The sequence below is a fragment of the Arcticibacterium sp. SM2516 genome (assembly GCF_057914865.1).
The window spans coordinates 1,966,396-1,979,351 of the sequence record NZ_CP195290.1 but is presented as its reverse complement, the minus strand read 5'-3'; the positions used below and the strand labels follow the sequence as shown (position 1 = coordinate 1,979,351).

The 12,956-nt window shown below is 36.8% G+C and carries 12 protein-coding genes; 9 read left to right on the top strand and 3 right to left on the bottom strand.

Translation table 11 applies throughout. The features are described 5' to 3' along the window. Positions 1–21: 21 nt before the first annotated feature. Genes ACSBFT_RS08225 through ACSBFT_RS08215 form a run of 3 tightly spaced genes read right to left on the bottom strand, consistent with a single transcriptional unit; the run spans position 22 to position 3,559 of the window. The gene (locus tag ACSBFT_RS08225; protein ID WP_489604225.1) at positions 22–1,086 is read right to left on the bottom strand and encodes an acyltransferase family protein; all 1,065 of its coding nucleotides are present in this window, start codon (positions 1,084–1,086) and stop codon (positions 22–24) included. Further along, positions 1,083–2,420, bottom strand: a complete 1,338-nt coding sequence (locus tag ACSBFT_RS08220; RefSeq protein WP_489604224.1) for a hypothetical protein — start codon at positions 2,418–2,420, stop codon at positions 1,083–1,085. Before ACSBFT_RS08220 ends, ACSBFT_RS08225 begins: the two co-directional genes overlap by 4 nt. Beyond that, positions 2,417–3,559, bottom strand: coding sequence for a glycosyltransferase family 4 protein (locus tag ACSBFT_RS08215; protein ID WP_489604223.1), 1,143 nt, complete (start codon positions 3,557–3,559; stop codon positions 2,417–2,419). Before ACSBFT_RS08215 ends, ACSBFT_RS08220 begins: the two co-directional genes overlap by 4 nt. Positions 3,560–3,654: 95 nt before the next feature. Between ACSBFT_RS08215 and ACSBFT_RS08210 the strand changes: the two genes are divergently transcribed. From ACSBFT_RS08210 to ACSBFT_RS08170, 9 genes are all read left to right on the top strand, one after another. Next, positions 3,655–4,524 carry a glycosyltransferase family 2 protein gene (locus ACSBFT_RS08210; protein ID WP_489604222.1) on the top strand — a complete coding sequence of 290 codons (870 nt, stop codon included), beginning with the start codon at positions 3,655–3,657 and terminating at the stop codon, positions 4,522–4,524. A 203-nt stretch (positions 4,525–4,727) separates the two neighbouring features. Further along, on the top strand, positions 4,728–5,057 hold the full coding sequence (locus tag ACSBFT_RS08205; protein WP_463044262.1) for a hypothetical protein: 330 nt from the start codon (positions 4,728–4,730) through the stop codon (positions 5,055–5,057). 15 nt (positions 5,058–5,072) lie between these two features. Next, positions 5,073–5,981 (top strand): ribonuclease Z, encoded by a 909-nt coding sequence (locus ACSBFT_RS08200; RefSeq protein WP_463044263.1) that lies wholly within the window; start codon positions 5,073–5,075, stop codon positions 5,979–5,981. A gap of 93 nt (positions 5,982–6,074) precedes the next feature. Then, positions 6,075–8,159, top strand: a complete 2,085-nt coding sequence (locus ACSBFT_RS08195) for a HEPN domain-containing protein (RefSeq protein WP_489604221.1) — start codon at positions 6,075–6,077, stop codon at positions 8,157–8,159. Further along, entirely contained in the window at positions 8,159–8,926 is a 768-nt protein-coding gene (gene cobA, locus ACSBFT_RS08190; RefSeq protein WP_489604220.1) for a uroporphyrinogen-III C-methyltransferase, read from the top strand. Before ACSBFT_RS08195 ends, cobA begins: the two co-directional genes overlap by 1 nt. Positions 8,927–8,931: 5 nt before the next feature. Then, the gene (locus ACSBFT_RS08185; RefSeq protein ID WP_489604219.1) at positions 8,932–9,813 is read left to right on the top strand and encodes a sulfite exporter TauE/SafE family protein; all 882 of its coding nucleotides are present in this window, start codon (positions 8,932–8,934) and stop codon (positions 9,811–9,813) included. An 11-nt stretch (positions 9,814–9,824) separates the two neighbouring features. Next, positions 9,825–10,499 (top strand): phosphoadenylyl-sulfate reductase, encoded by a 675-nt coding sequence (locus ACSBFT_RS08180; protein ID WP_489604218.1) that lies wholly within the window; start codon positions 9,825–9,827, stop codon positions 10,497–10,499. A gap of 52 nt (positions 10,500–10,551) precedes the next feature. Then, on the top strand, positions 10,552–11,463 hold the full coding sequence (gene cysD / locus ACSBFT_RS08175) for a sulfate adenylyltransferase subunit CysD (RefSeq protein ID WP_463044268.1): 912 nt from the start codon (positions 10,552–10,554) through the stop codon (positions 11,461–11,463). 119 nt (positions 11,464–11,582) lie between these two features. Beyond that, positions 11,583–12,839 carry a sulfate adenylyltransferase subunit 1 gene (locus ACSBFT_RS08170; RefSeq protein ID WP_463044269.1) on the top strand — a complete coding sequence of 419 codons (1,257 nt, stop codon included), beginning with the start codon at positions 11,583–11,585 and terminating at the stop codon, positions 12,837–12,839. The last annotated feature ends 117 nt before the right edge of the window (positions 12,840–12,956 follow it).

Genomic DNA, 12,956 nt, shown 5'->3' with positions numbered 1-12,956 from the left:
AAAAATCATAACTAAAGAAAATTACATTTTAAAACGTAACATTCTTTTTTCAATTAGTTGCCAAGAAAGATAAGCAACAGAAATAACTATGACACAAATTAATAGAAGTTTTTCCCAATTTATTTCAATTTGCCTATGATAAAAATAATTTATAATGGGCATATGAAATATATAAATACCGTAAGAAATGTCATTACCTTTTAATAATCTGGAGCTTAAAGCCGGTTTACTAAAAGTTAAGGCCATGGTGGTAAGCCCTAATAAAACCAAACCAATAACGCCTAGTACTGAGATTTCGTAAACGTTATCAAACAGCCCTAACCAGTTTCTGAAAACGAGCATGTAAATTATAAATAGCATAAACCAGATGTAGCCTTTTCCTTCAAGATACTTTCTCAGTACATCAAAGTTTAGATGTATTAATATGCCAATACAAAAAAAGTAGAGGTATTTGAATAGAATGACACCCATTAGTTTTCCCGTTAGCTCGCTTTCTAGAATTACAGTTTCTTGATTTACACTGTAAATAAGTGATAAGATAGCTAAGCCAATAATCACTAAATTTTGAAAACTCTTTTGACGTTTATTTTTGAATATCGTAACAAACAATATTGGAAGGAAGAAATAATACTGTAACTCTACAGATATAGACCATAGACTACCGTTTGGATGACCAACTCCCCAATTTGACACTAAAGGTGTTTTGTAGAATTGGAAAAAGCTCATTTGAGCCAAGATCCAAGTCCAAAATGAACCAGTTGCCAGATCGGACAATTGGAGTTGTTCAGAACTGAAAAGTAATATTATGGTGAAAACTAAACACACCCATAATGCCGGAAATATTCTGATTAGCCTGTTTTTGAAATATCGCTTCAGATCGTCGCTGTTTCTTTCCAAAGATCTATAAATCAAAAAACCACTGATGGTAAAGAAAATAGGTACACCGGGGAAATAGGAAATTATCTCTTTGATTTTTGGCTGCCAAAAATCGTCTATTCTAAAGAAGGTTAAAGCATGATAAAGCATGACTTGCAGGGATGCAACAAGTCTAATTAAATCAAAATTATTTATTCGGGATGAATTCAAACAGTTTCTGTTTTTTTGATTTTAATGTTATTTTGAATAGCTGGCATGAATCTACAAACTAAAGCAAAAAATGTCCATCTGTTATAATCGATAATAAGACCGTTGGTAAAGGTAAATACGAAAAAGTAAATAAACCCGTAAGCTGCAAATTCACCTATAATACTAGAAGGTTTTTTAAATTCTCGAATGGCGTACTTGAGCATTAAATAAAAGAAAACGCCGAAGAGTAAGAAACCAATAAGCCCATAGGAGTTAAATACTTCCACAATGGGCACATCAACGTAAAATGCGAAATATCCATTTCCGAAAAGAAGTTTTAAATACTTACCCTCTTTAAAATTATCAATGGCATTCTCTTTCATTAACTCTAGTAAGCCAACTCTGCCAGAAGCTGAGGCATCCACTTCAATCTCCTTCTTTCCATCAGAATCACCAGGGATGAAAGTATTTACCAGCTTCTCTAACCTTCGTTGAACTATTTTATAGCCTAGATCAAGGATAGCTTCGTTTTTTTGTATAAAGTCTATCCCTTTAATGGACATGAAAATGACAATAAGCCAAACGTACCATTTAGTGAAAAGGAACTTCGTTTTTTTCCAAATGGAGCGAGCATCATTATTAAACCAAATAAAACAAACAATAAATAGAAAGCCGGATAAAATGGCAGACATGGCTTGAGCTAAAATAAGGACAGCTAGAAATAATGCAAGAGCACCGTAAGTGACAAATCGCCAAAGTTTCTTCGTCTCATATTTCAAATAAATAAAGCCTGAAACAATACCAAAGAAAGCTCCTCTTCCGAAAATATGTGGGTTTCCCATGGAGTCCATTTCTGTGGCATCTCCATAGGCTATGGCGAATCTTTGACCATAAACATAATTGGGGTTTCGAATGACAAAATATATAAGGCCTATAGAACCAAGAATAGATATGACCATACAAATCTTCAGGAAGTTCATCCTTAGGTAGGACTCTCTTACAGTAGCCAGATAGAAATAAAAATACAGTACAATGCCAATGACGAAGTAGTCGTAAATGAATAATGAAAGGGACATATACCTATGTGCCGGGTATACAATCATGTATATGATAACCATTACAAGAAAAGAAATACCTAAGAAATTAAGCGGTGTGTCATTTCTATAAAGGGTCTTGAAATTCCGGAATGGTAATACCAAGAAAATACCCCCTAGCATAAATAAAGTAGAGAATGCGGTACTATTAGGTGCCAGACCTATGCCATCCCTTATGGCATAATTTAAAGGTCCACTACAGAAAACCATGCTAATGGCAAAGGCATCTCGATGTTTTAGAAATAGGTTTAATAGGTTCATTGAGCCAGATGCAGTTTCATAAAACCATTATACATTTCTTCTGCCACTTTTTCTGGCGAAAAAGTAGTAATTATTTCTTCCGATGATTTTCCGAAGGCTGCTATTTTCTCTGGATTGTCAACAAAAAATTGCATAGCATTCTGCAATTCATTTTCAGAAAAGGCGTCAAACGTAAAACCGTTGGCGTTATTCTTTACCAAGTCAGCCGAAGAACCAGACTGCTTGGATACTATTACGGGCATTCCACAAACCATAGCTTCATTGGTGACCAGACCCCATGGTTCTGAATAACTAGGCAGAATTAAGATATTAGCTAATGCCAGTTTTTCGGGAACACCATGCCATTCTTGAGGAGGGAGTATAAATAGATTTTTTAACGATTTATAATCCTCCTGAATGCCTTTTTTTAAAGGACCGTCGCCTACTAAAATTAAGCCCCAGTCATTTGCGTTTTCTAAATTCCGGAAGGATTCAATCAATCTTTTCAGGTTTTTGATGTCTAAAAATCTACCAACGAAAATGAAATTATACTTTGAATACTTACTTCTTTCTGTTTGAAATTCTTCAGAGGCTTTGAAATCAGCATGTATTTTAGCAACCAGATTATTGTTAACTGAATTTCGCCTCATTAATATTTTTCTCTCAGGAGCACCTAGTTTTAGCATGTAGTCGGCAGATTTTTTTCCATAACAGAAAAAACCATCAGCAAAAAACACTATGATTTTTTTAACAAGTTCTGCATACCATTTATTTGGATTGTCGCTTTCTGTGGAGTCTACGGCCAAAATTATTTTTATACCTAGAAGTTTAGCTATAAAATGTATGGTCACCATGGCAGGCTCATAGTACCCTGGAAGCACGATAACAGTAGGTTTAAAAGATTTTACTCTTGTAAAAACCTTCTTAACTCTATCAAAATACTTGGTGTTTTCGTAAACGTCATCGTAAAGGAGTTCATATTCATAAGTATGAATAGAGGTATCCGCTTCTCCAAAATCTAACCGAGCTTTTTCATATTTAGCCGTTTGGATAATTCGAAGTTCGTCTTTAGGATTATCCTTGACAATTTTTTCTAATTCTGTAAATATGCCTGCTTTGTAATGCGACCAAAGAAACTGATGAATCAGTAAAATCCTCATTTATGAAGTTTGAGTTTCGGTGTTTAGGCAAATTTAGGAATAAAAATATAGCTCTTTGAATGCTTTTGCGAAAAACAAAAAATTATCTTTGCCTCATGACTGAGATAGCTATTGCAAAGAAACTTCCCATTACAGCCGTCATTCTGACTTTCAACGAAGAGAAGAATATCAAAGATTGTATTGATAGTCTTTATTCATGGGTTGGGGAGATTTTCGTTGTAGATTCTTTTTCGACTGATCGTACCTTAGAATTGCTTAAGGAATACCCAGGAATAAAAGTAGTTCAAAACGCCTTTGAAAATTATAGTATTCAAAGAAATTGGGCATTTGACAATTTAGAGATTTCGAACGACTTTCTCCTTAATCTAGATGCGGATCACCGCGTTATGTTAGAACTGAAGGAGGAGTTAACCGAGCATTTTTCTAAAGGAATTCCTGAAGATGTAAATGGATTTATGGCTTCTAGAAGAACGATGTTTTTAGGGAAGTGGATTAAAAGAGGTGGGCATTTTCCTGTTTATCATGGCATTATTTTCAGAAAGGGTTTTGGGCAATGTGAATTGAAAAAGTACGACCAGCATTTTCTTATCACGGGAAAGTGCCTGGTGTTAAAGTCTAATGTGATTGATATCATTACGGAGTCTTTAACGGTATTTACCCAGCGGCATAATAAATGGTCAAGCTTGGAGGCCGAGGATGTAATGGCTTACCAACTTAATAAAGGAGAAGGTAGGGTACAGGCACTCAAAAATGGTAACGAAATGGAGAAAAGGCGTTATCAAAGGATGAAATACTATTCTTATCCGCCATTCTTAAGGGTTTTTCTTTATTTCTTCCATCGTTATATACTGAAGGGTGGTTTTAGAGAGGGCATTCCTGGTTTGATATTTCACTTTTTACAGGGGTTCTGGTTTAGATTTTTGGTGGATGCCAAAATTTGGGAATTGAAAAATATAAAAGAATAAGAGGAGCGATAGCTCAGAAATATATTAGTGAGCTTGATTTCTCCAATTTAGGAAAGAGTGGTCTGCAGTCGTTGTCATGACCCTAGTCGTCATATTTGCTGTGTAAAAAGAGTTTTTTTATACAAGTTAAATGGAATTAGTGCAGGTACATAAGTGTTGCATAAGTAGTTAGTCAATTAAAAATTTAATCCTGGAAATTTGAAATGGGCTTTAAAATAGAAGGAGTAGAAGAGATTATTACAGTGGTAGCAGAAGAGGGCGGCAAGTCTTTAGCTGCTTTGGCTTCTGACATTCAACTTGGAGCGTTGTCTTTAGTGGTAGATTATGGGGAGCACGCTTTTACACCGTCTGATATAGATATGCTTAAAAAGTGGGATGAAAGAATAAAGGATTATAAGGGACTGCTGGTGCTGACAGGTTCTAAGAATCCAGAAATAGAGCATGTTCTTTACCTGCCTACTTTCCATGAAGCCAAGGAAGCCATTTTTATGAATGATTTAGAAAACCAATTTCTGGAAGAAATGGGTGAATAATAGAAAATAAAAATTTTGAAATTAACAGTATTAGGTATTGGTTCAGCCTCGCCTCAGTTAGGTAAAAATCCTTCTGCATTCTTAGTATCATTTGATAATGAGCATATTCTAATAGATTGTGGAGAAGGTACGCAGCACAGACTTCTAGAAAAATCAGTAAAGATTAGTAGACTGAAAACCATCTGTATTAGTCATTTACACGGGGACCATTATTTTGGGTTAATAGGATTACTCTCAAGTATGAACCTGAGTGGTCGTGCTGAACCAATAACGCTTATTGGGCCACCTGCACTTCAAGAAATATTGAATATCCAATTTTTAGCAGCGAATACCCAATTAAATTTTGAACTGAATTTTATAGCAACGGACAATTCAAAATCGGAAGTCCTTTTTGAAAAGAAGGATTTTGTTATAGAGAGTATTCCACTTATTCATCGGGTGCCATGCACAGGTTTTAAGTTATCTTCAAAAGCTGGAAAGAGACATATAAGGGCCGAAAAACTTCCAGAGGGATTTCCTATCCCTTTTATTCATCAGTTAAGAGAAGGTTTAGATGTAGTGGATCCGCTTACAGACGAAGTTTACAAATCCAAGGAATATACAAAGCCAGGAGAGCCTTCTAGGTCTTTTTCTTACTGCTCAGATACGGCCTACAATCCTGAGATTATTCCTATTATAGCAGGTTCGGATTTGGTCTATCATGAAGCTACTTTTACAAAAGAATTGGAAGACCGAGCAGAAAAAACACAACATAGTACCGCAGAGCAAGCGGCTAAAATAGGCAGAGACGCAGGTGTTAAAAAAATGATTTTAGGACACCTTTCTTCAAGGTATAAGACTGAAGAAGGTCATCTTTCCGAAGCTCGAAGTATCTATAAAAACGTTGAAATGGCTATCCAGGGAGCGATTTATCAAATTAATTAGAAGTTTTTTGAACTTTTAATCTACTAAGTCTATTAGTTTAGTAGATTATTAATAAATTTGCAGTCAGTTCTCACAAAAGGAAATCATATTATAATGCAAAGCTTTAGAACAGAATTAGAAAACCCAATAGTAGAAAAGGACATATTGGATCTTGGTAGAAAAATCCAATTGTTTAAGGAAGGGAAGATTGATGATGATAAATTCAGAAGTCTCCGTTTAGCCAGAGGAGTATATGGTCAGCGTCAGGAAGGCGTTCAGATGATAAGGATTAAGCTTCCATACGGAAAGATGACTTTTGACCAGTGGAGAAGGATTTGTGCGGTTTCTGATGAATATTCTACTGGAATGATGCATTTCACTACCAGACAAGATATTCAGATTCACTATGTGAGTTTGGACAGAACGCCTGAGTTGTGGGCAGAACTAGAAAAAGATAATGTAACCCTAAGAGAGGCTTGTGGTAATACGGTTCGTAATGTCACGGGTTCTGTTACTTCTGGCGTGGATAAAAATGAACCTTTTGATTTAACGTCTCATGCTCACGCTACTTTCGAATATTTCTTGAGAAACCCTATCTGTCAAGAGATGGGTCGTAAGATGAAATTCTCTTTCTCAAATACTGATGAGGATACTTCTTTGGCCTATATGCATGATATTGGGTTCATTGCCAAAGTGAAAGATGGTCAGAGGGGGTTTAAGGTTGTTGTAGGGGGTGGACTTGGTGCACAGCCGAGAATGGCGGATGTCGCTTATGAGTTTCTTCCAGAAAATATGATAATTCCATTGGCTGAGTCTATTCTTCGTGTTTTTGATCGCCATGGCGAAAGAAATAGTAGAAACAAGGCAAGAATGAAATTCTTAATTGCCAAGATTGGTTTTGAAGCTTTCATGGAGCTTTTAGAAGAAGAAAGAGCTGCTTTGAAATCGAAAGTATTTGAAATAAATACCATAACGGATGCCCCAGAATTAGCGTATAAGACGGTTGAGGGTACTGTTGAAATTGAAGATAAAAAGAAATACGAAAACTGGAAGGCTACCAATGTTATTTCCCAGAAACAGGAAGGCCTTTTTGGCGTTTTTGTTAGAGTTCCTTTAGGTAATATCAATACCACAGAAACTAGAAACCTTTTGGATCAACTTGAAGGATATATTGGTAACGATATGAGGGTCACTATCAATCAAGGTCTTTTCTTTAGAAATATACCTGAAGGTAATCTTGATTATGTGTTTAGTGTTTTGGCTCAGTTCGGTTATGCAGAGGCTGGAGCTAACAGCGTCGTAAATATTACAGCGTGTCCGGGTACAGATACTTGTAACTTGGCTATTTCAGACAGTACAGCTGTTACTAAAGTATTAGAAGAGGTTATTGAAAATGAATTTCCTGCCCTTATCAATAATAACGACATCCTCATTAAAATTTCAGGGTGTATGAATTCTTGTGGTCAACATGGTGTGGCCAACATCGGATTTCATGGTAGTAGCATGCGTGCCACAGATAAGAGGGTGTTGCCTGCATTACAGGTTTTATTGGGTGGTGGAACCATTGGAAATGGTGAAGGGAGAGCCGCAGATAAAGTCATTAAAGTTCCTAGTAAAAAGGGACCAGATGTATTAAGGTACGTGTTGAAAGACTATGCAGATAATGCCAATCAAGGAGAGCGTTTTAATGATTATTATGACCGTCAGGGTAAGATTTATTTCTATGACATCTTAAAACCTCTAGCAGATTTAGATAAACTTCAAGAAACCGATTTTGTAGACTGGGGACGTGAAGAGCAATTTAAAACAGAAATTGGTGTAGGAGAATGTGCTTCTGTGATTGTGGATTTAGTAGGGATATTATTCTTAGAATCCGAAGAGAAATTGGATAACGCTCAAGCGGCCATTAATGAAAATAGATATGCAGATGCTATCTACCATACTTATGCATCTCAGGTTAACGCTGCCAAAGGTCTTTTGATAGATAAAGGTGTTAAAACCAATACACAAATGGGTGTTATTGCAGATTTTGACGAAAATTATAAAGAAGAGTTTGGTGGATTGGTTGCAGAGCAAATACTACAAATTAAAAAGAACGAGCCTTCTTTAGATTTTGCAAATACATACTTAGCGGAAGGTAAAGCCTTCTTAGAAAAAGCAATGTCATACAGAAACGCACTAAATTTAAAACTGGCCTAATGATTTCGCCGAAACTTACATTAGTGGGGGCGGGTCCAGGAGACCCTGAATTAATTACCTTAAAAGCCATTAAAGCACTTCAAAGTGCAGATGTGGTTTTATATGATCAATTGGCATCTAAAGATCTTTTGGAATATGCCTCTTCTGCAGAATTAATTTATGTGGGAAAAAGAGGTCATAAAAGAGGGATTTCTCAAGATCAAATCAATGACTTAATTGTAGCAAAGGCTATTGAGAAGGGTCACGTGGTAAGATTGAAAGGTGGAGACCCCTTTGTTTTTGGAAGGGGAGTGGAAGAAATTAATTTTGCCACAGATAGAGGCATTCCAACGGCATATATCCCCGGGGTTTCTTCTGTAAACTCTATTGGTTTATCTGGAATACCTCTTACAGATAGAAATCATGCCGATGGATATTGGGTAATTACCGGTCATAAATCGGATGGCAGCCTAAGCTCGGATGTGAAATTGGCAGCGATGTCAAATTCTACCTTGGTTATATTAATGGGCATGAGCAAATTGAATGAAATTCAAGAGATTTATTCTTCTTTAGAAAGAAGTCATGTACCGGCCGCTATTATTCAAAACGTAAGCTCGGATAGCGAGAAAATGGCAATTGGCTTAGCTGGAAATCTTGAAAACTTGGCAGGAGAAAACGGTCTGAGTAATCCAGCTGTCATTGTTATAGGAGAGGTGGTCAATGCTCTTAAAAATGGATTTGGTACCGCATTAAAACAACAAATCTCCTTATATCAAAGAGTGGCTTAATTTAGATGAAAAAACTAGCTCTTTCGCTAAGCGACCTTATTAACTTCAAAACCATCGCGGTTTTTATGGTTATCATGAAGTTGGCTTTAGCTGCCGTTTTGATTTATCGCGTATATGTTGATTTTGATACCAATACTTTTGTTTTAGATTCTAACTTTTACTTTTTCATTTTTATCGGTTTTCTGGCTCAGCTAATTGATGGTTCTTTAGGTATGGCCTATGGTGCAACCTGCAGTTCTATGATGATGACCGTGGGCGTGCCGCCTGCTTATGCCACAGCGGGCGTACACACCGCCAAAGTTTTCACAGCAGGAGTTTCGGGTCTTTCACATATTTTTTTAGGAAACATTGATAAGAAAATGTTTTTCAGAATAGTACTGACGGGGGTTGTTGGAGCCATGGTAGGAGCATATGTTATTTCTGAAGTGATTGATGGTGACTTCATTAAACCATACATTTCGGCATATCTGGTTTTTCTTGGGGTTATGATTTTCATGAAAGCCTTTAAGGCAAAGCCCATAGCACCCGTGAATAAAAACCTTGGTTTCTTAGGCCTTTATGGTGGTTTTTTTGACGCGATAGGTGGTGGTGGATGGGGGCCTTTAGTGACCTCTAATCTTTTAAGTAAAGGTAATCCAGCCAAAGAAACAATTGGGACTGTGAATACCGCAGAGTTTTTTGTCGCTTTCTTTAGTACAGGTATTTTTATGCTTTTTGTAGATACTCAGGCATGGCAACTTATTGCCGCCTTAATAATTGGTGGTATTTTTGCCGCTCCTTTAGGAGCCTACCTCGTAAAGTTCATTCCACAAAAAGTATTAATGGTAACAGTGGCAGTGGTGGTGATGTTGGTGAGTTTAATAAATGTTGTAGGGGTTTTCTTTTAAGGATTTAGATTATGGAAGAATTATTAAATAAAAGTTTGGAGGAAAGATTAGCTTGGGTGGTAGAAAACCATTCAAACATCGTTTTTTCTAGCTCTTTTGGACAAGAGGATCAGGCTATTACGCATGCCATCTTTTCCAAAGATTTACCAATAGAAGTTTTTACCCTGGATACTGGAAGACATTTCCAGGAAACTTATGAGGTGATGGATAAAACTAAAGCCAGATATAAAAAGGAGTTTACGACTTACTTTCCTGAAACGGCTGCCATAGAAAATTTAGTTAAAACCAAGGGCTTCAATAGTTTTTATAATTCTGTAGAAGACAGAAAGGAATGTTGTTTTTTGAGAAAAATAGTTCCTTTAAAGAGGGCATTGGAAAATGCGGATGTCTGGATTACAGGTCTAAGAGCAGACCAGTCTGACAATCGCAACGATATGAAGATTTGGGAATGGGATGAGGCCAATCAAGTGCATAAGTTCAATCCTTTGATAGATTGGTCTTTTGATGACATGGAGGATTATTTAAAAGAGCATAAAGTACCTCAGAACAGTTTGCATAAAAAGGGTTTTGTGAGTATAGGCTGTGCACCATGTACCAGGGCTATTGCAGAAGGAGAGCATCCTAGAGCAGGTAGATGGTACTGGGAGGAGTCGCAAAAAGAATGTGGTTTACATGCTGTGAAATAGCATACGCCATTTGAATAAAATAGAATTTAGTTTTTAATAGTATAGTAATACGATGATTTTAGAAGATAGCAATAGGAGTTTTCCTAGACAGTTAGAAGACGAAGCAATTTACATCATGAGAGAAGTGGCTGCTCAGTTTGAGAAGCCTGTTTTACTTTTTTCTTGTGGTAAAGATTCTATCACCTTGGTAAGATTGGCTCAAAAAGCCTTTTATCCGGGTAAAATTCCATTTCCTCTTTTACATGTGGATACGGGTCATAATTTCCCAGAAACCATCGAGTTTAGAGATAAATTGGTGGCGGAATTAGGTCTTGACCTTCAAATTGGTAGTGTACAGCAGTCTATAGATGAAGGTAAGGTAAAAGAAGAAACTGGTAAATACGCGAGTAGAAATGCTTTGCAAACGGTGACGCTCTTAGAGGCTATTGAAAATGGCAAATACGACGCCTGTATGGGAGGTGCCAGAAGAGACGAAGAGAAAGCCAGAGCCAAAGAAAGAATCTTCTCAGTAAGAGATGATTTTGGTCAATGGGATGCTAAGAAGCAAAGACCAGAAATGTTTGATATGCTTAATGGGAAGATAGACATGGGTGAAAATGTAAGAGTTTTTCCTATTTCTAACTGGACAGAATTAGACGTTTGGAATTATATCAAAGAAGAGCAGATTGAAATACCTTCTGTATACTTTGCTCACAAAAGAAGAGTATTTGATAGAGATGGTTTGATATGGTCTGAGTCCGAATTTGTGAATAAATCGGACGATGAGGAGGTTTACGAAGACTCCGTAAGATTTAGAACCTTGGGAGATATGAGCTGTACAGCTGCAGTTAGGTCTACTGCGGATAATATAGATTCTATCATTGACGAGATTCTGAGTGCAGAAATTTCAGAAAGAGGTGCTCGAATAGACGATAAACGTTCTGAAGCGGCAATGGAGAAACGTAAGCAACAAGGTTATTTCTAAAGTCCGTCCGAACGAAGTCCCTGCCTGTAGGCGGACTGGGAGGACAATGATATAAACACAAAATTCAAAAGTAGGTCTTTTCTATGATAGGCCTGCAAAAGATTATTAAGAAGAAACAAATGGATATTTTAAAAATAGCAACGGCAGGTTCTGTAGATGATGGTAAAAGCACATTGATTGGCCGTTTACTGTATGAAACAAAATCTATCACTAAAGATAAAATAGAGGCTCTAGAAACTGCTTCAAAGAGAAAGGGCTTAGACTTTACAGACCTATCTTTATTGACGGACGGTTTGATTGCCGAGCGTGAGCAAGGTATTACCATTGATGTAGCTCATATTTACTTTAATACACCTACTCGTAAGTATATTATAGCAGATACACCTGGTCACTTTGAATATACTAGAAACATGATTACTGGTGCCAGTAACGCATCCGTTTCTATTATTTTGATAGACTCTAGAAATGGTATTTCTGAGCAAACCAAAAGGCATTATTACATCAGTCAGCTGTTGAGGATTGAAAACGTCATAGTGGCGGTCAACAAAATGGACTTGGTAAATTATAGCCACGAGTCTTTTGAGACCATAAAGAAAGATTTTGAAACCACGGTGGGTAAGGCTGGCTTTGAGGGTCAAAAAATCACTTTCATTCCTTTATCTTCTTTGTACGGAGAAAATATTACCACCAAGTCTGAAAAAATGGATTGGTATGATGGTGCTTCCTTATTGGGTATTTTAGAAAGTATAGAAAATAAGCAAGTAAGAACAGGTGCTGACGCCATCCCTGCCAGAATGGGTGTGCAGTATGTGGTAAGACCCAAAACAGAAGAATATCACGATTATAGAGGTTATGCAGGTAGAATAAGCAGTGGAGAGTTTGAGGTAGGAGATGAGATAACGGCTTTACCAAGTGGTCAAAGTTCTACTATTAAGAGTATTCAAAAGTTTGAAACTAATCTGGATAAAGCTATCGCTGGAGATTCCGTGGTTATAACATTGGATACCGATATTGATATCAGCAGAGGAAATATGTTGACCAGGTCTAATGTATTACCGGATGGTAAAAAAGCGATTAAAGCTAAGATATGTTGGATGGATAGCACACCGCTATCTGCCGGTAAAACTTACCTTTTGCAACACGGTGTTAATATTCAGAAGGCTAAATCAATATCAATTGATTCTGTTTTGGATGTTCAGCATCTCGTAGAATCTGAAGATAGAAATGATATTAAATTGAATGAGATTGGCGTGGTTAATTTGAAAACGGCAGGAGAAATCTTTGCAGATAGTTATGAAACGAATCCATCAAACGGTGCATTTATACTTATAGATCCTATGAGTAATACTACAGCTGGCTTAGGCTTTGTCTTGTAGTTTAAGTAGGCATTTAGAATTCGTAAAAAAGGCGAGCAGAAATGCTTGCCTTTTTTGTTTTTAGTTACGTTTCTATCCATCTTTTCTCGAAAATGAAGAATAAATAGAGACTTATAG